The 22,263-nt window shown below is 74.8% G+C and carries 16 protein-coding genes; 7 read left to right on the top strand and 9 right to left on the bottom strand.

Annotation, left to right across the window (positions count from 1 at the left end; genetic code table 11):
• The first annotated feature begins 107 nt into the window (after positions 1–107).
• The 5 genes from R4Z62_RS04075 to R4Z62_RS04055 all read left to right on the top strand — a co-directional run bounded on the left by R4Z62_RS04075 (position 108) and on the right by R4Z62_RS04055 (position 4,986).
• Positions 108–1,085: an NADPH:quinone oxidoreductase family protein gene (locus R4Z62_RS04075; protein WP_389474235.1), complete on the top strand. Its 978-nt coding sequence runs from the start codon at positions 108–110 to the stop codon at positions 1,083–1,085.
• Complete coding sequence (locus tag R4Z62_RS04070; protein ID WP_491519154.1) at positions 1,082–2,275, top strand: acyl-CoA dehydrogenase family protein; 1,194 nt, start codon at positions 1,082–1,084, stop codon at positions 2,273–2,275. The genes R4Z62_RS04075 and R4Z62_RS04070 overlap by 4 nt, the downstream gene beginning before the upstream one ends.
• Positions 2,272–3,420: an acyl-CoA dehydrogenase family protein gene (locus R4Z62_RS04065; protein WP_491519153.1), complete on the top strand. Its 1,149-nt coding sequence runs from the start codon at positions 2,272–2,274 to the stop codon at positions 3,418–3,420. The genes R4Z62_RS04070 and R4Z62_RS04065 overlap by 4 nt, the downstream gene beginning before the upstream one ends.
• A gap of 351 nt (positions 3,421–3,771) precedes the next feature.
• Entirely contained in the window at positions 3,772–4,665 is an 894-nt protein-coding gene (locus tag R4Z62_RS04060) for a phosphatidylinositol-specific phospholipase C/glycerophosphodiester phosphodiesterase family protein (protein ID WP_385491620.1), read from the top strand.
• Between the two features lie 126 nt (positions 4,666–4,791).
• Entirely contained in the window at positions 4,792–4,986 is a 195-nt protein-coding gene (locus tag R4Z62_RS04055) for a hypothetical protein (protein ID WP_018571071.1), read from the top strand.
• Positions 4,987–5,030: 44 nt separating this feature from the next.
• Here the strand turns inward: R4Z62_RS04055 and R4Z62_RS04050 are convergent, their stop codons facing one another.
• The 6 genes from R4Z62_RS04050 to xylB form a co-directional block, all read right to left on the bottom strand.
• Positions 5,031–6,263, bottom strand: coding sequence for a phosphodiester glycosidase family protein (locus R4Z62_RS04050; RefSeq protein ID WP_491519152.1), 1,233 nt, complete (start codon positions 6,261–6,263; stop codon positions 5,031–5,033).
• Between the two features lie 212 nt (positions 6,264–6,475).
• Positions 6,476–6,823, bottom strand: coding sequence for a VOC family protein (locus R4Z62_RS04045; RefSeq protein WP_064531437.1), 348 nt, complete (start codon positions 6,821–6,823; stop codon positions 6,476–6,478).
• 290 nt (positions 6,824–7,113) lie between these two features.
• Positions 7,114–9,195: a SpoIIE family protein phosphatase gene (locus R4Z62_RS04040; protein WP_491519151.1), complete on the bottom strand. Its 2,082-nt coding sequence runs from the start codon at positions 9,193–9,195 to the stop codon at positions 7,114–7,116.
• 260 nt (positions 9,196–9,455) lie between these two features.
• Positions 9,456–10,067, bottom strand: a complete 612-nt coding sequence (locus R4Z62_RS04035) for an N-acetylmuramoyl-L-alanine amidase (RefSeq protein ID WP_491519150.1) — start codon at positions 10,065–10,067, stop codon at positions 9,456–9,458.
• 473 nt (positions 10,068–10,540) lie between these two features.
• The gene (locus R4Z62_RS04030) at positions 10,541–11,749 is read right to left on the bottom strand and encodes an ROK family protein (RefSeq protein WP_491519149.1); all 1,209 of its coding nucleotides are present in this window, start codon (positions 11,747–11,749) and stop codon (positions 10,541–10,543) included.
• Positions 11,750–11,823: 74 nt separating this feature from the next.
• Positions 11,824–13,269, bottom strand: coding sequence for a xylulokinase (gene xylB / locus R4Z62_RS04025; RefSeq protein WP_491519148.1), 1,446 nt, complete (start codon positions 13,267–13,269; stop codon positions 11,824–11,826).
• Positions 13,270–13,449: 180 nt separating this feature from the next.
• Here xylB and xylA point away from each other — a divergent pair, with 180 nt between their 5' ends.
• A complete protein-coding gene (gene xylA, locus R4Z62_RS04020) occupies positions 13,450–14,616 on the top strand; it encodes a xylose isomerase (protein ID WP_064531433.1) in 1,167 nt (388 codons plus the stop codon).
• A 57-nt stretch (positions 14,617–14,673) separates the two neighbouring features.
• Here xylA and R4Z62_RS04015 read toward each other — a convergent pair whose 3' ends face one another.
• The 3 genes from R4Z62_RS04015 to R4Z62_RS04005 form a co-directional block, all read right to left on the bottom strand.
• Complete coding sequence (locus tag R4Z62_RS04015; protein ID WP_491519147.1) at positions 14,674–16,041, bottom strand: esterase-like activity of phytase family protein; 1,368 nt, start codon at positions 16,039–16,041, stop codon at positions 14,674–14,676.
• A 495-nt stretch (positions 16,042–16,536) separates the two neighbouring features.
• Complete coding sequence (locus tag R4Z62_RS04010; RefSeq protein WP_491519146.1) at positions 16,537–17,874, bottom strand: SWIM zinc finger family protein; 1,338 nt, start codon at positions 17,872–17,874, stop codon at positions 16,537–16,539.
• Positions 17,871–20,735, bottom strand: coding sequence for an SCO1167/SCO6262 family helicase (locus tag R4Z62_RS04005; RefSeq protein ID WP_491519145.1), 2,865 nt, complete (start codon positions 20,733–20,735; stop codon positions 17,871–17,873). Before R4Z62_RS04005 ends, R4Z62_RS04010 begins: the two co-directional genes overlap by 4 nt.
• A 266-nt stretch (positions 20,736–21,001) precedes the next feature.
• Here R4Z62_RS04005 and R4Z62_RS04000 point away from each other — a divergent pair, with 266 nt between their 5' ends.
• A complete protein-coding gene (locus tag R4Z62_RS04000) occupies positions 21,002–22,057 on the top strand; it encodes a fatty acid desaturase family protein (protein WP_491519144.1) in 1,056 nt (351 codons plus the stop codon).
• Positions 22,058–22,263: the final 206 nt, after the last annotated feature.

The raw sequence follows: 22,263 nt of genomic DNA, 5'->3' as shown, positions 1-22,263 counted from the left end.
TCCGGAGTTCCCCTCGGAGCGAGTGCTCCCTGGAGTTCCCCTCGCGGCAAGCGACCGCTTAGTATGCCGTCACCGATCGGACGACGCAGTTTCGCGGAGGCGGGCGCATGCAGGCATGGCGAGTGCACGAGAACGGCGAACCGAGCAAGGTGATGCGTCTGGAGGAGACCGAACGGCCCGTGCCCGGCGCCGGTCAGGTCCTCCTCGCGGTGCGCGCCGCCAATGTCAACTTCCCGGACGCCCTGCTGTGCCGCGGCCAGTACCAGGTGCGGCCGCCGCTGCCCTTCACTCCCGGAGTGGAGATCTGCGGCGAGACCGAGGACGGCCGCAGGGTCATCGCCAACCCGGCCCTGCCCCACGGCGGTTTCGCCGAGTACGCCGTCGCGGACGCCGCAGCCCTGCTGCCCGCGCCCGAGGCGCTGGACGACGCCGAGGCCGCCGCCCTGCACATCGGCTACCAGACGGGCTGGTTCGGCCTGCACCGCCGGGCACGCCTCGAAGCGGGGGAGACCCTGCTCGTGCACGCCGCGGCCGGCGGCGTCGGCAGTGCCGCCGTGCAGCTCGGCAAGGCGGCCGGTGCGACCGTCGTCGGCGTCGTCGGCGGCCCCGCCAAGGCGGCCGTGGCCCGGGAACTGGGCTGCGACGTCGTCGTCGACCGGCACGCCGAGGACGTCGTGGCCGCCGTCAAGGAGGCCACCGGCGGCCGGGGCGCCGACGTGGTCTACGACCCGGTCGGCGGCGAGGCGTACACCCAGTCCGCCAAGACCGTCGCCTTCGAGGGCCGGATCGTGGTCGTCGGCTTCGCCGGCGGGACCGTCCCCGCCCCGGCGCTCAACCACGCCCTCGTCAAGAACTACTCGATCCTCGGCCTGCACTGGGGCCTGTACAACACGAAGAACCCGCAGCTCGTGCGGCACTGCCACGAGCAGCTCACCGCACTGGCCGCCCGCGGCGCGGTCAAGCCGCTGGTGAGCGAGCGGGTGCCGCTGGGCGGCGCGGCGGACGCGGTGCAGCGGGTCGCCGACGGTGTCACCACCGGCCGCGTCTCCGTGCTGCCCGCGCGGGGCGAGGGGGCCGCCGTATGACCGCCGTCGCCCTGGACGCGGCCGGACTGCGCCGCCGCGCCCGCGAACTGCTCGCCGCCCACCCGCCCGCCACGACGGACCGGCTCGCCTTCCTCCAGGCACGCTTCGACGCCGGACTGGCCTGGGTGCACTTCCCCGAAGGGCTCGGCGGACTCGGCGCCCCCCGCACCCTCCAGGCCGTCGTCGACGCCGAACTGGAGGCAGCGGGCGCCCCCGACAACGACCCGCGCCGCATCGGCATCGGCCTCGGCATGGCCGCCCCGACCCTCCTGCGCCACGGCACCGACGAGCAGAAACGGCGCTTCCTGCGGCCCCTGTGGACCGGACAGGAGGTCTGGTGCCAGCTGTTCAGCGAGCCGGGCGCCGGGTCCGACCTCGCCGCCCTCGGCACCCGCGCCGTCCGGGACGGCGAGGACTGGATCGTCGACGGCCAGAAGGTGTGGACCTCCAGCGCCCACCTCGCCCGCTGGGCCATCCTCCTCGCCCGCACCGACCCCGCGCTGCCCAAGCATCAGGGCATCACCTACTTCCTGTGCGACATGACCGACCCCGGGGTAGAGGTCAGGCCGCTGCGCCAGCTCACCGGCGAGGCCGAGTTCAACGAGGTCTTCCTGACCGGCGTCCGCATCCCCGACGCCCACCGCATCGGTGAGGCCGGCGACGGCTGGCGGGTCGCGCGGACCACCCTGATGAACGAGCGCGTCTCCATCGGCGGGATGCGGCTGCCCCGCGAGGGCGGCATGATCGGCCCGGTCGCCAGGACCTGGCGCGAACGCCCCGGGCTGCGCACCCACGACCTGCACCAGCGGCTGCTGACCCTGTGGGTGGAGGCCGAGGTCGCCCGGCTCACCGGCGAGCGGCTGCGCCAGCAGCTCGCCGCCGGACAGCCCGGTCCCGAGGGCTCCGGCATGAAGCTCGCCTTCGCCGGCCTCAACCAGCGCATCAGCGGCCTGGAGGTCGAACTGCGCGGCGAGGAAGGGCTCCTGTACGACGACTGGACCATGCGCCGCCCCGAACTCGTCGACTTCACCGGCCGGGACGCCGGATACCGCTATCTGCGTGCCAAGGGCAACAGCATCGAGGGCGGGACCAGCGAGATCCTGCTGAACATCGTCGCCGAGCGCGTCCTCGGCCTGCCCGCCGAACCGCGTACCGACAAGGACATCGCCTGGAAGGACCTGGCCCGATGAGCACCCAGCCGGACCCCCTGTCCGCCGGAGCGGCCCGCCCGCACGCCGGGCCGGACCTCCTGTACTCCGAGGAGGAAGAGGCGCTGCGGGCCGCCGTCCGCGACCTGCTCACCGACCACTGCGCCGCGCCGGACGTGCTCGCGCGCACGGAGTCGGACACCCCGCACGACGTACCGCTGTGGCAGACCCTGGCCGCAGGCATGGGCCTGGCCGGGCTGCTGGTGCCCGAGGAACTCGGCGGCCAGGGCGCCACGCACCGCGAGGCCGCCGTCGTCCTGGAGGAACTGGGCCGCGCGGTCGCGCCCGTGCCCTACCTGACCAGCGCGGTGGTCGCCACCGAGGCGCTGCTGGCCTGCGGGGCGGACGACCTCGTCACCGCGCTGGCCACGGCCGCCTCGACCGGCGTGCTGGCCGTCGCCCTGCACACCGCCCCCGGCGCACCCCACGCCGTCGTACGCCACGAGAACGGCACCCTGCACGGCGAGCTGACCGCCGTCGCCGACGCGGCGGTCGCCGACGTCCTGCTCGTACCCGCCGACGACGGCGGCCTGTACGCGGTCGACGCCGCCGCCGCGACCGTCGTCCCGCAGGTGCCCCTGGACCTGACCCGGCCGCTCGCCCGCGTACGCCTGGACGGCGCCGCGGGCCGTCGCCTCGGTGACGCGGAACCCGCCGTGCGCCGCGCCCTGCGCGCCGGGGCGGGGCTGCTCGCCTCCGAGCAACTGGGCCTGGCCGAGTGGACGCTGACACAGACCGTGGCCTACCTGAAGGAGCGCAAGCAGTTCAACCGGCCCGTCGGCGGCTTCCAGGCCCTCAAGCACCGGCTCGCCCGGCTCTGGCTGGAGACCGTCCACCTCCGCGCCGCCGCACGCAACGCCGCCGACGCGCTCGCCCGCGACGAGGACGCCGACGTGGCGGTCGCCGTCGCCCAGGCCTACGCGGCCGCCGTCGCCGTGCACGCCGCCGAGGAGGCGGTGCAGCTGCACGGCGGCATCGGCATGACCTGGGAGCACCCGGTGCACCTGTATCTGAAACGGGCCAAGTCCGACGCGCTCGCGTACGGCACCGCGGGCGTCCACCGGGAGGCGCTGGCCGCGCTGGTCGACCTCCCGGCGCCACCGGCCGCGCCCGCGCCCGTCGGCTGACCCGCACCGGCGGAGGTCCGCCCCCGTGCCCGGACCTCCGCTGCACCTGGCCCGTCCACCGTCCCGACCGCCGGCGGACCACCGGTCCCGGCCGCCGGCGGACCACCGGTCCCGGCCGCCGGCGGACCACCGGTCCGGGCCGCCGGCGGACCACCGGTCCGGGCCGCCGGCGGACCACCGGTCCGGGCCGCCGGCGGACCACCGGTCCCGGCCGTCGGCGGACCACCGGTCCGGGCCGCCGGTGAACACGGGCGGACCATCCGGCCAACTCCCTTCGCCTGAGAGCCCGTTGGGCCTGTGCGCCGCGCATACTCCCTTGAGGTCCCGTACGCCCCTCAAGGGAGGCAGAGCATGGCCCTCACCACCCGTCGCAGAGCCCTCACCACCCTCGGTGCCGCCCTCGCGGGCACCGTCGCCCTGCCCGCCGCGCGGGCCGCCGCCGGTGACCGGCGGCCCGGCCCGCGCCCGCTGTGGCGCGCCCACGCGCACAACGACTACGAGCACCCGCGCCCCCTCCTGGACGCCCTCGACCACCGCTTCGGCAGCGTCGAGGCCGACATCTACCTCGTCGGCGGACAGCTCCTGGTCGCCCACGACCCGGCCGACCTCGACCCCCGGCGCACCCTCGAAACCCTCTACCTCGACCCGCTGGGCGCCCGCGTCCGCTCCCACCACGGCTCCGTCTACCCAGGCGCAGCCGCCCGGCCGCTCCAGCTCCTCGTCGACATCAAGACGGAGGGCGCCGCCACCTACCGGGAACTCGACCGCCGTCTGACCCGCTACCGGCACCTGTTCACCAGCTGCGCCCACGGACGCGTCCGCCCCGGCCCGGTCACCGCCGTGATCTCCGGCGACCGCGCGGCCCGCGGCCCGATGGAGGCCCAGACGGTGCGCCGGGCCTTCTACGACGGACGGCTCACCGATCTCGGCGGTCCCGCGCCCGCCTCCTTCGCCCCGCTGATCAGCGAGGACTGGACGTCGCTCTTCACCTGGCAGGGCACCGGCCCCTTCCCGGCCGCCGAGCGCCGCACGCTGCGCGGCATCGTCGCCCGTGCCCACGCCCACGGGCAGCGGGTGCGGTTCTGGGCCACACCCGACGCTCCCGGACCCGCCCGCGACGCCCTGTGGAGCGAACTGCTCGCCGCGGGCGTCGACCACCTCAACACCGACGACCTCGCCGGTCTCGAAGCCTTCCTCGACGCCCACGCCCACGAGGGCCGCGGCGGACGCCCGGCCAGGCCGTAGGACCGCTCGCGCGGCCACCGGCAGAACCACACGTTCGGCGGACACGTCAGCCGCCCGGTCGAACCCTCCGCTACGCCACACTTGCGGCCGAAAGCCGCGAAGTGGGCGTGGCGGAGGAGGTTGACGATGGCCATTTCCATCTCGGTGGTGCTGCTGCTCGCGATCCTGGCGATCATCTTCGTGCGCAACGGCGCCCTGAAGTGCTCCCATGCCCTGGTCTGCGGCATGCTCGGCTTCTTCCTGGCCGGCTCCAGCATGGCGCCCACCATCCACGAGGGGCTGGCGGCCACCGCCGAGATCGTCAGCAGCCTGCGGCCCTGACACGGTGGGGGTCCGCGCCCCGCGCTGCCTGCCCGAAGGACGGGTCACGCGCCGGAGAACACCCCGACCCCGTTGGCGACCGCCCGTTCGGCGCCGTCGCTCGGATGGTTGCGCACCGTCACCTTCGTGGCGCCGGGCTCCCGGGCGACCAGCGTGCTGGAGCCGCCGCCGTCCAGATTGAAGCCGTCGCTCGCCCCCAGGTCGCGCAGGGCGGCGGCCACCTCGGCGAGGGTCAGCCCGCTCCGGTACGCGGACGCCCCGTCCAGCGCCAGGAGCAGCAGCCGGTGCCCGCCGTCCGCGATGCCCACGGCGGTGCGCACGGCCGCCGTCGCCCCGTCGAGCCCGGACACCGCCGCGCCGCCGCGCAGCACCGGGAAACCGCCCACCGCGAAGGCGTACGGCACTCCGGAGGCCGCCGTCACCCGGTGCTCGACCCGCACCGCCTCGCCCACGGAGAGCGCGCGCAGCCGCTGCGCTCCCGCCTCCCGGCCCACCAGCACCGTGGTGCCGTCCGGGACGGCGCCGCTGCCGGGAGCGCCGGCCGTCCGGGTCACCCTGCCGTCCCGGACCGTCACCTCGTAGGTGTCCTTGCTGCACGGCGCGCCGCGTTCGGTGTCCGTGCCGCAGACCGTCCGGGCCCGGGAGACGGAGCCCCAGTCGGAGGTGTAGGCACCGACCGAACCGACCGGCAGCGCGTACTGGTTGAAGCCGCCGAGCTTCACCTGCCCCTCGGGCGTGGTCACCGTCCCGGACAGGGCCAGCCGGTCGAGGCGCGCCCTGCGGTCGGTGCCCACGCCGAGCACGTCCTCGGTGGTCGTACCGGGCGGCAGAGCCGGGCCGAAGCGCTGGCCGCGCGGTACGGCGGCCTTGAGCGCGCGCCTGTCCGCGATCTCCGGACCGACCGAAGCGCCGGTCGCCGCGACGCCGGGGTGCTGGGTCTCGGTGATGTCGAAGAAGTCCCCGTTGACCCCGGCGAGCGCCCCCTGTGCGGTGGCCAGCCGGGACACGGTGCCCCGCGCCGCCACGGCGTCCGGGTGCAACAGGCCGACGCGCACGTCCTTGTCGTCCAGATCGACGCCGATCACATGCACCCGCACCGTGCCGTGCGCCGCGGCGAGGTCGAACTCGCGGTACTCCACCCCCGGTGCGATCTGCTCGGCGCCGGGCGCGCCGCTGGCCGGCGCCGCCGCTCCCACCAGGGCCGTGCCCGCCAGCGCGCCGCCGGCGAGGAGAACGGCCAGTGCCGTGGTGAACCGCCCGGCGCGCCGCGCCGCCACAGGTCCCGCTGTGCCCACCGTGCCCCCTGATGTGTCGTCAACTCGGTACGGACACAGGGCAGTGCAGCAGAAGCCGGTGTCTCAGGAGGTACCCGGACGCCGACGACGCGGGAACAGAGGGGAAAACGCACTCCTTCGGGTGTCTTCGGCCGCACGCCTCCCGCCGGTTGCGCCTGGACCGGTGCGGGGAAGGGCCGGGGGGAGGGCAGTCCTCAGCGGTGCCCGAGGACGTTGACGACCCGGCCGTTGGGATCGCGGACGAAGAAGCGGCGTACACCCCACTCCTCGTCGGTCAGCGGATGCACGATCTCCGCGCCGCGTTCGCGCAGCACGGCATAGGCGGCGTCGACGTCGTCGACCTCCACGCTCAGATCGGGTGCGACCGGCGCCGTCCGGTCCTCACCCATGAAACTGATCTGCGCGGCCGGGTTCACGGTGGAGGCCAGGGTCCTGATCCACCCGTGGTCCATGACCTCCTCGAAGCCGAGCAGCCCGTAGAAGTCCGCGCTCTCCTCCAGGGCTTCGGAACGGACGTTGGGGACGACACGGCGGACCTGCATCGGGCGGCTCCGGTGATCAATGGTCTCCGCGGACGCGCGAGGTGCCGTACGCGGACGGACCCGGCCAGCCTAGCGAACCGCCCCGGGAGAGGGCCGAGTCGGGCAGGTCCTGGTCCGGCCCCGGTCCGATCCAGGTCCGATCCAGGTCCTGGCTCGGTGCATGCTCGGTCAGGGTTTGGCCGTGCTTCGGTTGGGCTTCGGCAGGGTGCCGGGGGCGGGGTACGGTCCGCGGTCGGCCCGGTGTCGGTCCTGCGGTCCGGGGGCGCGGACAAGTCGGCGGCAAGTCGGCGTCAGGGGGCGTCCGCCACGGACTGCTCGGTCCACACCGTCTTGCCCGTCGCCGTGTAGCGGACCCCCCAGGCCTGGGCGAGCCGGGCGGCGATGAACAGCCCACGCCCGCCCTCGTCGGCGGAGCGCGCGTGCCGCAGATGCGGGGCGGCCCGGCCGGCGTCGCTCACCTCGCAGGTGAGCGTACGGTCGTGGATCAGGCGGAGTTCGAGCGGCGGGTCTCCGTACAGCACGGCGTTGGTGACGAGTTCGCTCACGATGAGCTGGGTGTTGTAGGCGGTCTCGTCGTCCACGCCCCACGCGTCGAGCTGTTCACCCGCGAGGGCGCGGGCCGTTCCGACGGCTGCGCTGTCGTCGTCGAGCCGCCAGCAGGCGAAGGCGTCGGGCGGCAGGGACCGGGTGCGTGCCACGATCACCGCGGCGTCGCCCGCCGCCAGGTCCTTCGGCAGCGCGTAGACGACGGCGTCGCACAGCTCCTGGAGCGGCCGGTCCGCGTAGTCCGGCGCCGAGCGCAGCGCCCGGGAGGAGTCCGCGAGATAGGCGGTGACCCGCGGGTCGCTGGTGAACACCAGCACGCTCCCGGCGGGCACCTCGAACTCGACGGTCGCGAACGGCGCGTCCTCCGCCATGCCCAGCGGCGGCCCGGCGGGAACATCGGGGACGTCCACGCTGTGGTCGGGACGGATCACCACCGGGGCCAGATCACCGGCCGCCGCCGCCACGCAGGTCCCGGTCAGCGGGTCGTGGACGGCGTACACGCAGTCGGCGGTCAGCGCCTCCCGGCGCAGCGGATCGCCCAGCGGCAGGTTCGCCCGCTCGAACGCGAGCTGCGCCGCCGTGTCGTGCAGGCGGGCCAGCAGTTCGTCGGCGGAGAGGTCGAACGCCGACAGGGACCTGAGGACCGTGCGCAGCTGACCCATGGTGGCCGCCGCGTTCAGACCCCACCCGGACACGTCCCCGACGACCAGCGCGGTCCGCCCGCCGGACAGGGCGATCGTGTCGTACCAGGCGCCGGGGTCGGCACCGGTGAGCGACAGATAGGCGGTCTCCAGCGACGCGTGGGACTCGGGGCGGCGGGGGAGCAGCTGACGGTGCACCGTCGCGGCGACGGTGTGCTCCCGGATGAAGCGCCGTGCGTTGTCGACGCACAGGGCCGCGTGCGCCGCCAGTTCGACCGCGAGCTGCCGGTCGCCCGCGTCGAACGGCGGCGACTCGTCCGTGCGGTACAGGCTGACCAGCCCGAGCGCCGCATCGCGCAGCGCCAGCGGCACCACCAGCAGCGTGTGGGAGTCCGAGGAGTGCATGGCGTCCGCCCGCGGCGGGTCGGCGGGCATCCACGGCGCCCGCGGGCGCAGCGGCACCACCCGAGGACGCAGATCGGTCAGCGCCTGGGTGAAGGGCGTGGGCCCCGGCAGCCGTCGTACGTCACCGACCGGGTGCGCCTGCGGCGGATGCGTGCGGCCGCTGCGGAACGCGGTGCGCATCAACGGCGTACCCGGCGGCAGCGGAGCCGGCGGCGGCTCGTCGCCGCGGACCACCGAGTCCACCACCTCCACCACCGCGATGTCCGCGAACTCCGGAACCAGGGCCTCCACCAGTTCCTCACCGGTCACCATCGGGTCGAGGGTGCGCCCCACCTGTCGCCGTACCGCGTCGAGGACCCTGGCGCGGGAGCGCCCCCGCTCCCGCTCGGTGACGTCAAGCGCGGTCACCGCGAGGCCCAGCACCCGCCCGTCGTCGCCCTCCAGCCGCATGGCGGTGGCCTCGAAGCAGCGCTCCTCCGGCGGCTCCGCCCGGACGCACGCCTGCACGAGCCGCTGCCACAGGGGCTGACCGGTCTCCAGCACCTCGCGCAGCGCGGTCTCCAGGTCGTTGTCCTCGACCATGCGGTAGACGTCGCGGACCGGCCTGCCCACCAGGTCGTCCGGAGAGGTCTTCCGCATCCCGGTCGCCGCGGTGCTCAGCCGCACCACGCGCAGATCCGGGTCCAGCAGGTGCAGTCCGACCGGTGAGCGGGTGAAGAGCGCCTCCAGCATGGCGGCCGAGATCTCGTCCGTGGGCCGTCCGGGATCGCCGTACGCCACTGGGACCTCCTTCGGCCGGCCGGTCCGTCCGCCTCCGCCGCGCGCCGGGCCCGTGCCCACGGTGCGGGCTTCCAGCGTGCTCCGCCCGGGAGCCCGCCGCACGCGCAGCGCTCGGTCCACGGCGTGCGGCGTGCAGGTGTGCGGCGGGCAGGTGTGCGGGTGCGTGGCGCGCGGGTGGGTGGTGCGCGGGTGGGTGGTGCGCGTGTGGGCGGCGGGCGGTGCGGTGTGTGGCGGGCGCCCGGTGGGGCGCCCCACCGCCGTCACATGAAGTTGACCATTCTCAGATAGCGGACCCAGTCCCAGTGCGGTCCCGGATCGGTGTGGTCCGTGCCCGGCACCTCGTAGTGCCCGATGATGTGCGAGCGGTCCTTGGGGATCTGGTGCCGGTCGCAGATGGCCGCGGTGAGGCGCGCCGACTGTTCGTACAGCGCGTCGGTGAAGTACGCGGGCTGGTCCACCCACCCTTCGTGCTCGATGCCGATGCTGTGCGTGTTGTAGTCCCAGTTGCCCGCGTGCCAGGCGATGTCCGCCTCGCGGACGCACTGCGCCACATGGCCGTCGGCGGAGCGGACGAGGTAATGCGCCGACACCTTCTTCTGCGGGTTCTGGAAGATGGCGAGGGTGTTGGCGTACGTCTCCTGGGTGACGTGGATGATCACCCGGTCGAAGGAGTAGCTGGTGGGCCGGTCGGACGCCGTGTAGTTGGAGGAGGAGGCCGGCAGCCACTCGGTGGGTGGATACCCGGCGCTCAGCGGACGGGGGCGCGCGGCTGCGGGGGAGGCGGGGAGCAGTAAGGCGGTGGGGACGGCGGCGAGCGCTGCGGCACCCCGCAGGATGCGCCGTCGGCTGGGCTGGGATCCTGCCCGGTCCATGGGCGACGACCTTTCTCGTGTGTGGGGGTCTCGTGTGTGGGGGGCCTCGCTTCTCGTGGGGGATGCGAGGTGGGGAAGCGTGTCGCCGGCGGGGGTGCGTGCCGAGGGTGCGTGCCGGTGGTGCGGGTGTCTGTCGGCGGGATGCGCGTAGATGCCGGCGGTCGGGATGCGCGTAGATGTGGGGGCGGGGGCGGGGGCGAGGACGGGTGTCGGTGGCGGTGAGTCTCGCGCACGGCCGGTCGCTGGGTGCGGAGCCGGGCGGCGTGTCCGGTCGGTGTCGCCCGCCCCGGCGGTGCGGGGATCGACCGGGTGGGCGCGGGCCGTCGTCGTGGGCCGCAGGGCCGGCGGACGGCGTCTCGCGTGAATCACGGTACGGCGCCGCCGGGTTGGACAGAAGGGCGCGGCAGGGATCCGTGGACGCGCGGCGCGTTGTGGAGAACTCGGCCACCCGGACGAGTGAAGTGCAGCGGGTTTCAGACGTGTTCGGCCACGGCTGACGGGTCGTCGAGGACGGCACGCACCACCGAGTGCGCGGCGCCCAGCAGCGGTCCCTCGGGGCCGAAGGACGAGACGGACACCGGGCAGGCGGGGCCCGCGGTGCGCCGGTCCAGTTCGGCCTCGAGCGAGGGCAGCAGCCAGGGCGCGAGCCCGGCCAGCGCGCCGCCGAGCACGACGGTCTCGGGGTCGAGCAGATTGACCGCGCCGGTCAGCGCGACGCCCAGCGCCCGGCCGGCGTCCCGCAGTGCCCCCCGCACCCGCGCGTCCCCGGCGGCGGCACGAGTCGCGAGCAGTCCGACCCGGCCCTCGCCCGCCTCCAGCCCGGCGGCCCGCAGCACGGCCTCCTCACCGGCGTACTGCTCCAGGCAGCCGCGTCCGCCGCACGGGCAGGCGGGGCCCTCCGGCTCGACCGGGACGTGCCCCAGCTCACCGGCGAAACCGCGGGTGCCGCGCAGCAGCCGTCCGTCGACCACCACCGCGGCGCCGATGCCGATCTCCGCGGACACGTGCAGGAAGTCCGGCGGCGTGTCCCGGCCGAGCCAGAGTTCGGCCAGGGCGCCGAAGTTCGCCTCGTTGTCCACGGTCAGGGGGCACGCGCCGGGCAGCAGGGCGCCGAGGTCGGTGTCGTGCCAGTCGAGGTTGGGGGCCCGGACGACCGTACGGCCGTCGCGGGCGACCAGGCCGGGCACGGCGACGGCGAGCCCCGCCGGCCACAGCCCCTGGTCCCGCGCCTCGGCGACGACCTCGGATATCAGCGCGCCGAGGTCCGCCGCCACCGGTTCCGGGGCCCGGCCGCGGTTCGTGCCGTGTCGCACCGCCCGCGCCCGGACCGTGCCGCGCAGGTCGACCGCACAGGCCGCGAGGTGGTCGACGCCGACCTCGGCGCCGATCCCCGCCGGGCCCCGGCCGCTGACCGCGAGCGCCGACCCCGGGCGGCCCACCCGGCCGGGCCGCTCGGGCCCCAGTTCCTCCAGGAGGCCGGAGCGGACGAGCTCGTCGACCAGCGTCGACACCGCTGCCCGGGTGAGTCCGATGCGCGAGGCGACGGCTGCCCGCGACAGCGGACCCTCGGCGCTGACGGTGTGCAGGACGCGGGCGAGGTTGCGGCGGCGCATGCCCTGCTGGGTGTCGGGCTGCGGGCGGCCAGGACCGGTCGGGCGGGGCTCGTTCAGCGGTGCGGTCATGCCTGGGTCGTCCTCGGTCGGTGTCCTGCGGCGGTGGGCCGACGGTCGGTGTCCGCTGGGCCGCGCCGGTCTCGTCAGTGCTCCCGCGCGCCCCGCTCCAGCAGCGGGGCCGCGTCGGAGAGTACCCCGGAGATCCTGGTCAGCGTCGTCTCGTCCCGCTCCACCGGATCGAGCACGGGCCCGTCGGCAGTCCGCCAGCGGCGGGCGACCGCGGCCGGGTCCTCGCCGGTCAGCAGTCCCGCGGCCTGGGCGGCGGCGCCCAGCGCGACCAGTTCCCCGGCCTCGGGGATCCGCACCGGCCGCCCCGACAGCCGCCGCACGGTCTGCTGCCAGGCCGTGCCGCGGGCCCCGCCGCCGATCAGCACCAGGGGAGCGGTGCGGTCGGCGTCCTGGTCGAGGACCCGGTCCAGCGCGCCGAGCAGGGCGTGCACAGCGCCGTCGTAGGCGGCCTGGAGCAGTTGTCCCGCGGTCGTGTCGTGGCGCAGTCCGTGCAGCAGGCCGGAGGCGTTCGGCAGGTTCGGGGTGCGCTCGCCGTCGAGGTAGGGGAGCAGGGTGACGCCGGTGCCCGGTTCGACGGCCTCCCGGTCGACACCGAGGAGTGCGGCGATCCGGTCGACGGCGAGCGTGCAGTTGAGGGTGCAGGCCAGCGGCAGCCAGTCGCCGCGCGCGTCGGCGAAGCCCGCCACCGTGCCGGACGGGTCGGCCGGACGGTGCTCGGAGACCGCGTACACCGTGCCCGACGTGCCGAGGCTGAGCACCGGGGTGCCCGGAAGCAACCCGAGGCCGAGCGCCGCGGCGGCGTTGTCACCGGTGCCGGCCGCCACCAGGGTGCCCTTGGAGAACGGCAGGTCGTGGATGTCGCGGACCGTCCCGGCCACCTCGCCGGGCCGCACCACCCGGGGCAGCAGCGCCGGGTCGAGACCGATCCGGCCGAGGACGTCCTCGTCGTACGCCTCGGTGGCGGACGCCCACCAGCCGGTGCCCGAGGCGTCGCCCCGGTCGGTGGTGCCCTCGCCGGTCAGACGTTCGGTCAGATAATCGTGCGGCAGGCGCACCGACGCCACCGAACAGGCCGCCTCCGGTTCGTGCTCGGCGAGCCAGGCCCACTTGGTGACCGTGAAGGAGGCGCCCGGCACGCTGCCCGTGCGCCGCGCCCACGCCTCGGGACCGCCCAGCTCCGCCACGAGGCGGCGGGCCTGCGGCGCCGAGCGCACGTCGTTCCACAGCAGGGCCGGCCGTACGGGATCGCCGTGCGCGTCCAGCGTGACGAGCCCGTGCTGCTGGCCGCCGACCGACACGGCGGACGCCTCGCGCGCCGCGGTCCCGCACCGGTGCAGTGCAGCGCGCAGCGCGTCCCACCACTGGCGGGGGTCGCTCTCCCGGCCCTCGCCGGTGGAGACGGTGTGCGGCGCCTGCCCGCTCGCCACGACCCGGCCGGTGGCCGCGTCGACGACGAGCACCTTGGTGGACTGGGTGGACGAGTCCACACCGACGACGAGCGGACCCTCGGCTGCTGACATCGGCTCTCCTCTTCCTCGCGGTTCACGGGGCTGTGACGTGCGGTTCTCCTGGAGCGCCGGGGTGCGTGACCCGGGCTTCGCGCCGGTCGGCGCCCCCTCGTCCCTTCCCAGGGACGCGTCGGCATACTAATTTGTAAATCGCCATGACGAAATAGTCGCAAGCGAGCAAGGAGCCGCGGCATGAACTACCAGCCCACCCCCGAGGACCGGTTCACGTTCGGGCTGTGGACCGTCGGCTGGCAGGGACGGGACCCGTTCGGCGACGCCACCCGCCGCGCCCTCGACCCGGCCGAGACGGTCCGGCGCCTGGCCGGGCTCGGTGCCCACGGCGTGACCTTCCACGACGACGACCTGATCCCCTTCGGCTCCTCCGACGCCGAGCGCGACACCCACGTCAAGCGGTTCCGCCAGGCACTGGACGCGACCGGCATGACGGTCCCGATGGCCACCACCAACCTCTTCACGCACCCCGTCTTCAAGGACGGCGCCTTCACCGCCAACGACCGCGACGTGCGCCGCTACGCGCTGCGCAAGACCATCCGGAACATCGACCTCGCGGCGGAACTGGGCGCACGCACCTACGTCGCCTGGGGCGGCCGGGAAGGCGCCGAGTCGGGCGCCGCGAAGGACGTACGGGCCGCCCTGGACCGCATGAAGGAGGCATTCGACCTGCTCGGCGAGTACGTCACCGACCAGGGCTACGACCTGCGCTTCGCGATCGAGCCCAAGCCGAACGAGCCGCGCGGCGACATCCTGCTGCCCACCGTCGGCCATGCCCTCGCCTTCATCGAGCGCCTGGAGCGCCCCGAGCTGTACGGCGTGAACCCCGAGGTCGGCCACGAGCAGATGGCCGGACTGAACTTCCCGCACGGCATCGCACAGGCCCTGTGGGCGGGCAAGCTCTTCCACATCGACCTCAACGGCCAGTCCGGCATCAAGTACGACCAGGACCTCCGCTTCGGCGCCGGTGATCTGCGTGCCGCGTTCTGGCTCGTCGACCTGCTGGAGAGCGCCGGCTACGACGGTCCGCGCCACTTCGACTTCAAGCCGCCGCGCACCGAGGACCTGGACGGCGTGTGGGCCTCCGCGGCCGGCTGTATGCGCAACTACCTCATCCTGAAGGAGCGCGCCGCTGCCTTCCGCGCCGACCCGGACGTCCAGGAGGCCCTGCGCGCCGCCCGTCTCGACCAACTCACGCAGCCCACCGCGGCCGACGGTCTCCAGTCGCTGCTGGCCGACCGTTCGGCCTACGAGGAGTTCGACACCGACGCCGCCGCGGCCCGCGGCATGGCCTTCGAACACCTCGACCAGCTCGCCATGGACCACCTGCTCGGCGCCCGCGGCTGAGTCCGTGACGCGCAAGGGGCGGCACGCGCGCGTGCCGCCCCTTCCGATGACGCGTTATCAGATGCCGTGCGGCAGCCGCACGTAGGTCACCGTGGTCTTGATGCCGCTGTCCACCAGCCGCCCCTGCGCGTCGAACGCGTCCGGGCCGTCCGTCATCCCGAAGTCGTTGTCGTTGATCAGGGCGAGCGTCCGGTCGTCCACGCGCGCGATGCCCTCGATCTTCCCCGGCACCCCGGCGACCTTGCCCAGGTCGACCACGAGCCGCTTGGCGAGCACCGGCACACCGGCCGCCGCGGGATCGTCGAGCTGCTCCAGCGACGGCGAGGTGGTGTCGTCGTCCCACCGGCCGCCGAGGATGTCCGCCCGGCGGTCCAGCCGCACCAGGTGCAGCCGTGCCGCCCTGTCGGTGCGCTCCTCCACCAGCAGCCGGTCACGGCCCACCGCGACGACGGAGGAGATCTTCAGCTCGGAGGTGTCGTCCTCGCCGGGGTCGACGACGCCCACCGGGTCGAAGCGATACGCGTACTCGGCGGTGACCGCCTGCTTGCGGGGCGAGAAGCGCAGCAGTCGGGTGGTGCGCGAGGCGTCCCCGGAGTCGGCGTCGGGCAGCGACAGCGGGCTCTGCACAGCCATCACCAGGTCACCGCCCGGCAGCAGCGCGAGCCCCTCGAACCCGCGGTTGACCTTCCGGTGCAGCAGCACGGACGGCAGCGCCTCCACCACCCGGTAGTCGGCGCCGGTGAGACGCAGCCCCTTGGGCACGTACCGGGTGAGCACCTTCCCGCGCGCGGAGACGTGGACCAGCGACGGGCCGTACTCGTCCGCGAGCCAGAAGGAGCCGTCCGCCGCCCGGACGATGCCCTCGGTGTCCAGTCCGTTCGGGTTGTACGGCAGTGGGGTCCGCGCGTCGTAGGAGTACGGGGCCTCGTCGCGTCCCTCCTGGTTGGACAGGCCGGTGACGGGCTTGCCCGAGGAGGTCGTCAGGGGGATGGCGTCCAGCACCCGCACCGCGCCGCCCGACACCTTGATCTTCACGATCGCCGGGTCGAAGCCGGGCACCGGGAACGTACGGCGCTTCTTGCCGGACACCTTGATCTGGCCGTTCGGCCCACGGTCGGTGACCGTCCAGAACTCGCCCTTGCGGCCCGCCGGGTAGATGTCGCTGCCGATGCCGCCCAGGTTCACGCCCCGGTCGTCGTCCACGGTGCCCGGCAGCAGCCGGTTGCTGAACGCGCCGAGCGGTATGTCCCCGAGCGTGGCCGTGCCGACGACGCGCGCGTCGCGGGAAGGGGCCTTCCCGCCCCGGTCGTGGCCGACGGCGGCCGTGGCCGTGCCGGCTGCCGCTAGCCCGGCGAGCAGGGCGAGCGGAAGCCCCGCTGCGAGAGTGCGCCGGACACGGCGCCGACCGGGGACGTGCGAGGACATCGAGCCTCCTGAGAACCAAGTGTGCTGACAGCGGTCAGGGTTGGACGCCACGCACAACGGAGGGCTACGGAGGCGTGAACAGGAGGCGTCGGCGGGCGGTCGACCTGGGACTTTTCTCGGTGCGGTCGGTGCGGTCGGTGCGGTCGGTGCGGTCGGTGCGGTCGGCGTGTCGGGTGCGAGGGTGGCACCTTGCCGCTGACTGACCGGGCGCGGCTCACCCCGGTCCACCCCGGTCCACCCGGATCCACCCCGGTCCTGTCTGGTTTGGTTCGTTCTGGACTGGTCGGGTCGGATCACGTCCGCCGGATCGGGGCCGGTCCGTCGCGGTCCGGCCCGCCGCGGTCCGGCCCTCCGCCCTTCCGGTCCTCCGCCCTGCCGGTCCTCCGCCCTGCCGGGCCCGGTGTGTCAGCCGCCGCCCGGCCGGGCACGCGCCTGCCCAGGCGCTCTCAGGCGCTTCCAGGCGGGCTGAGGCGGGTCGAGGCGTGTCCGGGAACCTCAGACGCCCTCGTGCCCCGGTCCGGCCCCCGAGGCACCCGCCGCGGCGCCCTCCGTGCCGTCCCAGCCCTTCGCCGTGGCGAGCGCGGTCGCGGGGTCCTGGGCGGGACCGCCCGCCGGTGCCCAGTGGCCGTGCTCCTTGCGGAAGGGCCACCAACGGCCGTCCCGGCCCAGCCGGATCTGGTGGCCCGTGCCGACGACGGTCCAGCGGTTCCCCGTGCCCCGCAGGGACGGCCGGTCCTCCTCCCAGGCCGCCGCGAGGGCGGCACGCGCGCGTGCCTGTGCCTCGCCGTCGACGGCCCACTCCTCCTCCAGCACGGCCACACCGGCGGCGCCGCCCGTCCGCCACGCCCGCACGGCACGCGCGAGTTGGGCCCTGCTGCGCCCCGAGCCCTTGGCCAGCCGGTCCAGGAGGGCGCGATCACCGGGACCGCCCGCGGCGCCGGTGCCTTCGCAGGCGCCCTCGGCGAGGCGTACGGCGTCCAGCCCGACGGTCAGGCCGAACTCGTCCGCCCACCCCAGGGAGACGCCGTCGCCCGCCCCACTGAGCCACCTGTGGGCCCTGGCGGCGGTGCGCGCGGCCAGGAATTCCAGCGCGGCCGGATCGACCCCGGGCGCCGGAACCGTCTCGGTGCCGAGCGACGGTGGCAGACCCGGCCCCGCCGGCGGTGCGGGCAGCGGCGGCAGCGGTGGCAGGGCGGCCCCGCGGGCGTACGCCTCCGCCGCGTCCACACCGTCCGGCGGCGGCTGTTCGCCGGCCTCCGCGGCGTCCCGGGCGTGCAGTTCACCGAACAGGGTCCGCTCGTCCCGGCCGCGCATCAGCAGCAGCACGAGGGGGTCCTCGTCCAGCAGCCGCGCCACCAGGTGGCACAGTGCCGCCGTGTGTCCGCAGTGGTCCCAGGCCCCGCAGTCGCACCGGGGCTCCAGGTCACCGATGCCCGGCAGGAGTTCGATGCCGACGGCCGCGGCATCCTCGACCAGTTCGGGCGGCAGATCGCGGTCGAGCAGGGCCGCGAGGTGCCCCGAACGCTCCACGGCCACATCGAGGAAGCGAGCCCACCCGTCGTCGGAGAGCGGCTCCAGCAGGACGTCCGCCCGGTGCGCCGTACGGTCCCGGTCGTGCACCACCGCCGTGATCCGGCCCGGACGCACCGACACGGCGCCCACCGCTCCCGCGCGGGCCAGGCGCCGTCCCGTACGCACCTGCTGGGCCTCCAGCGCGGTGTCCTCCAGCGCCTTCAGCCAGGCATGGCCCCACCACGTCCGGGCGAAACCCCGCCCCTGGGCCGGGGGCAGCGCCTCGAAGATCCGCTCCGTGTCGCTCGCGTGCTCGTTCATCGGACCTCTCCTCTCAGCTCGACCAGCGCGGCCAGTTCGGCGTCGGTCAGTTCGGTGAACGCGGCCTCGCCCGACCCGAGGACCGCGTCGGCGAGATCACGCTTGCGGTGCAGCAGCGCGGCGATACGGTCCTCCACCGTGCCTTCGGCGATCAGCCGGTGCACCTGCACGGGCCGGCTCTGGCCGATGCGGTACGCCCGGTCGGTGGCCTGCGCCTCCACCGCGGGGTTCCACCAGCGGTCGTAGTGCACGACGTGCTCCGCGCGCGTGAGGTTCAGTCCGGTGCCCGCGGCCTTCAACGACAGCAGGAACACCGGCACCTCACCGTCCTGGAAGCGCCGAACCTGTGCCTCACGCTCCGCGACAGGGGTGCCGCCGTGCAGGAACTGCGACCGCACCCCGCGGGCCGCGAGATGCCGCTCGAGCAGCCGCCCCATCCGCACGTACTGGGTGAAGACCAGCACCGCCGCCTCCTCCGCGAGGACGGTGTCGAGCAGTTCGTCCAGCAGTTCGAGCTTCCCGGACCGTCCGGGGATCCTCGGCCGGTCCTCCTTGAGGAACTGCGCGGGATGGTTGCAGATCTGCTTCAGGCCGGTCAGCAGCTTCACGACCAGCCCGCGCCGGGCCATGCCGTCCGCGGCGGAGATCCCGGCGAGCGTCTCGCGCACCAGGGCCTCGTAGAGCCCGATCTGCTCCGCGGTGAGGGAGACGGCGTGATCGGTCTCCGTCTTGGGCGGCAGCTCGGGCGCGATCCCCGGGTCGGACTTGCGGCGCCGCAGCAGGAACGGCCCGACGAGCCGCGCGAGGCGCTCGGCGGCGGCCGGGTCCCGGCCGCTCTCGACGGCCTGCGCGTAGCGCGTGCGGAAGGCGCCGAGGCCGCCCAGCAGGCCCGGGGTCGCCCAGTCGAGGATCGCCCACAGCTCGGACAGGTTGTTCTCCACGGGGGTGCCGGTGAGCGCCACGCGCGCGCGTGCCCCGATGGCCCGCAACTGCCGGGCCGTGGCCGAGTACGGGTTCTTCACGTGCTGCGCCTCGTCCGCCACGACCATGTCCCAGGGCACCTCGGACAGCCGCGGCGCGTCCAGGCGCATCGTCCCGTACGTGGTCAGCACGATCTCGCCGTCGGCGAGGCCGGCCAGGTCGCGCCGCGCGCCGTGGAAGCGGCGCACCGGCGTACCGGGCGCGAACCTCTCGATCTCCCGCTGCCAGTTGCCCATGAGCGACGTCGGACAGATCACCAGGGTGGGGCCGCCGGTCGCCGGATCCTGCTGCCGGTGCAGGTGCAGCGCGATCAGGGTGACCGTCTTGCCGAGTCCCATGTCGTCGGCCAGACAGCAGCCGAGCCCCGACGACGTCATCCGCACCAGCCAGCCCAGACCGCGCGCCTGGTAGTCGCGCAGCCGGGCGGCGAGCGCGGCCGGCTGCCCCACCGGTTCCTGTGCCTGCGGTCCCGTGAGGAGGTCCCGCAGGGCCGCCAGCCATCCCGTGGGCCGCACCTCGACCCGGTGGCCGTCGACCTCGGCGGAGCCCGTCAGGGCGGCGCCCAGCGCCTGCACGGCGGTGACCTTCCGGTCCTGCCGTCCCCGGGCGCGGCGCAGTTCGTCGGGGTCGACCAGCACCCACTGGCCGCGCAACCGCACCAGGGGCCGGTTCGCCTCCGCCAGACGGTCGAGCTCCGCGCGGGTGAGCCGCTGACCGCCCAGCGCGAACCACCAGTCGAAGGCGAGCAGCGCGTCGGCGGACAGCGTCGCGCCGGGACCCGGCGCGGGACCCGCGGTGCCGCCCGCGCCGTCCGGCGGCCCGAGGGTCGCCCCGGAGGTCAGCCCGCGGGCCGTCGCCGCCGGCCAGTGCACCTCGACCCCGGCGGCGGCGAGCGCACGGGTGCCCTCCCCGAGCAGTTCGGCGATCTCCTCGTCGGCGAGTTCGACGGCGTCCGGCACGGCTGCCGACAGCAGTGGTGTCAGCGCGGGCCAGGACCGGGCCGCCCGGCGCAGGGCGAGCAGGACGTCCGTCCGCGCACGGGGACCGAACGCCTCGGCCGGGCCGCCCGATCCGGCCCAGACCTCCGCGGCGTCGGAGACCCGGGCGGGACCGCTCACACTGTGCACCTGGAGCACCGCGCGGAACCGGGGGTCCGGGCCGTCACCGTCGGCGGACTCCAGCCCCGTCACCTCGACCCGCAACGAGATCCGCAGACCCGCGTCGTGGCCCGCCGCGACCTCGGCGGCCCACGCCCGCTGCTCCGGGAGGTGCTGCGGCTCCTGTGCCGCGTAGGCAGGCCCGGCCGTGACCAGGGGCGCGGCGGGCGACCGGGGCAGCGTGTCGGCGACCGCGTCCAGGAAGGCGCGCAGCAGACGCCCGGGGTCGGGCAGCCGCGGCGGTCCGGGCACGTCGAGCGGTACGGCGTGCGCCTCGGGCGGCATCGCGGCGGCCAGTGCGCCGACCCGCTCCGCGTCCTCGCCCAGGAGGGGCGCCGCGCGCCAGGCGTCGTGGTCGGTCGCCGACAGCCCCGGCAGCAGCAGGCCGCGCGCCGTGAAGTGGAGGCCCAGTACGGCCGCCGCGCCCCAGAAGGCGGCGGCGCGGTGCCCCGGGCCATCGGCACGCGCGTGCGTGAGCACCGGCAGCGCCGAGCGCAGGGGAAGCACGACGGCGGGCACGGTCACCGGAGCGACCCCGCCGTCGCGAGCGACGACGACCGTCAGCTCGGTCACGGATGCCCGCGCGGGGGCCGGGGGAGCCGAGCCGTCGGGACGCCAGAAGGCGACCCGGCCGGAGCGCGCCGGGTCCGCGGGCAGGAACACGGCGCAGCAACGGGCGAGTTCGGAGAAGTCGGACGGTGTCGCCGGGAAGGTCCGCTGCACAGTGATGGCGATTCCTCAAATTTGACTACTGGTGGTCGGCCGCCGAGGGTACAGCACATCGGCGGCCGACCGGGAACAAGGCGTCGGTGACGTGGGCATGTCCTGCGGAGGTGTCGCTGGCCCCCCGGCGCCTGCGGGGGTGTTCCCCCCGCCCGCGGGGAGGCGGCCCCCCTGCGAGGCGGGGTGTTGGCGCCATGGCCGGGACAGGGCTTCGATCCATACGTTTTCTCAGGTCAGGCCGTTGCCGAGAGACCGGAGACCCCACCATGCCCCAGCCCGCCGCAGCCGTCGCGGACGGCACCCAGGAGAGGGCCGGCGGGTCCGCCGCCGGCAGTGAGTTCGCGCCCCTGCTGCGCACCGTCAAGGACCGGGGACTGCTGGGGCGGCGGCACGGGTGGTACGCGCGCGTCATCGCAGGCAACGCGCTGGCCCTCGCGGCGGTCGTCGCGGGGCTCTTCCTCGTGGGCGACTCCTGGTGGGCACTGCTCCTGGCGGTGCCGTTCGCCGTGCTCTTCGCCCGTACCGCGTTCATCGGCCACGACGCCGGACACGCGCAGATCAGCGGCGACAAGGCGGTCAGCCGGGCGATCGGCCTGGTGCACGGCAACCTGCTGCTCGGCCTGAGCTACTCGTGGTGGAACGCCAAGCACAACCGGCACCACGCCAATCCCAACCACCGCGACAAGGACCCGGACGTCGCCGCCGACGTACTGGTCTTCACCGGCGAACAGGCCGGGGTCCGGCAGGGCTTCCGCCGCTGGCTCACCCGGAACCAGGCCTGGCTGTTCTTCCCGCTCACCCTGCTCGAAGGCATAGCCCTCAAGGTGCACGGCTTCCAGGATCTGCGCCGTCAGTCGCCCCGGGAACGCCTCGTGGAGGGCGCGCTCCTCGTGGCCCATGTGGTGGGGTACGCGGCGCTGCTGCTCACCGTGCTGTCCCCGGGGAAGGCCCTCGCGTTCGCCGCCGTGCACCAGGCGCTGTTCGGCCTGCATCTGGGACTGTCCTTCGCGCCCAACCACAAGGGCATGGAGATGCCGGACCCGGACGGCGACCGCTGGGGGCACCTGCGCCGCCAGGTGCTCACCTCGCGCAACATCCGGGGCGGTGTCCTGACGGACTGGTTCCTCGGCGGCCTCAACTACCAGATCGAGCACCATCTGTTCCCGAGCATGCCGCGCCCGCATCTGCGGCTCGCCCAGCCCCTGGTCCGCGCCCACTGCCAGGATCTCGGCATCCCCTACGCCGAGACCGGCCTCGTCGACTCCTATCGCCAGGCCCTGCGTCATCTGTACGAGGTGGGGGAGCCTCTCAGGGTGGAGTAGCCGAGGCCGGTGCACGGGCCCTCGGGGCGCCACCGGCCGACCGGGCGGTACGGCCGCACGGACCGCACGGGCAGCCATGGGGTGACGACGGGAGTCGAGGACCCGAGGCGACCCGTAGGGGCGCGGCTCAGGGATGTCTCAGGGGCTTCTCGGGGTCGCGGACCGGAACCGCCGGAGCGGCGGAGCCGTTTTCACGACAGAGAGCG

The sequence above is a fragment of the Streptomyces sp. PL-25 genome (assembly GCF_058344915.1).
Note: the sequence above shows the minus strand (reverse complement) of the source record. Positions and strands in the feature narration are given on the sequence as shown.

What these genes read in the sequence shown, in the direction of transcription:
- xylB (WP_491519148.1), bottom strand. Translation starts at nt 13,269, where the DNA reads ATGTCAGCAGCCGAGGGTCCGCTCGTCGTCGGTGTGGACTCGTCCACC.
- R4Z62_RS04015 (WP_491519147.1), bottom strand. Translation starts at nt 16,041, where the DNA reads ATGTCCTCGCACGTCCCCGGTCGGCGCCGTGTCCGGCGCACTCTCGCA.
- R4Z62_RS04010 (WP_491519146.1), bottom strand. Translation starts at nt 17,874, where the DNA reads ATGAACGAGCACGCGAGCGACACGGAGCGGATCTTCGAGGCGCTGCCC.
- xylA (WP_064531433.1), top strand. Translation starts at nt 13,450, where the DNA reads ATGAACTACCAGCCCACCCCCGAGGACCGGTTCACGTTCGGGCTGTGG.
- R4Z62_RS04035 (WP_491519150.1), bottom strand. Translation starts at nt 10,067, where the DNA reads ATGGACCGGGCAGGATCCCAGCCCAGCCGACGGCGCATCCTGCGGGGT.
- R4Z62_RS04055 (WP_018571071.1), top strand. Translation starts at nt 4,792, where the DNA reads ATGGCCATTTCCATCTCGGTGGTGCTGCTGCTCGCGATCCTGGCGATC.
- R4Z62_RS04060 (WP_385491620.1), top strand. Translation starts at nt 3,772, where the DNA reads ATGGCCCTCACCACCCGTCGCAGAGCCCTCACCACCCTCGGTGCCGCC.
- R4Z62_RS04000 (WP_491519144.1), top strand. Translation starts at nt 21,002, where the DNA reads ATGCCCCAGCCCGCCGCAGCCGTCGCGGACGGCACCCAGGAGAGGGCC.
- R4Z62_RS04070 (WP_491519154.1), top strand. Translation starts at nt 1,082, where the DNA reads ATGACCGCCGTCGCCCTGGACGCGGCCGGACTGCGCCGCCGCGCCCGC.
- R4Z62_RS04030 (WP_491519149.1), bottom strand. Translation starts at nt 11,749, where the DNA reads ATGACCGCACCGCTGAACGAGCCCCGCCCGACCGGTCCTGGCCGCCCG.
- R4Z62_RS04045 (WP_064531437.1), bottom strand. Translation starts at nt 6,823, where the DNA reads ATGCAGGTCCGCCGTGTCGTCCCCAACGTCCGTTCCGAAGCCCTGGAG.
- R4Z62_RS04075 (WP_389474235.1), top strand. Translation starts at nt 108, where the DNA reads ATGCAGGCATGGCGAGTGCACGAGAACGGCGAACCGAGCAAGGTGATG.
- R4Z62_RS04065 (WP_491519153.1), top strand. Translation starts at nt 2,272, where the DNA reads ATGAGCACCCAGCCGGACCCCCTGTCCGCCGGAGCGGCCCGCCCGCAC.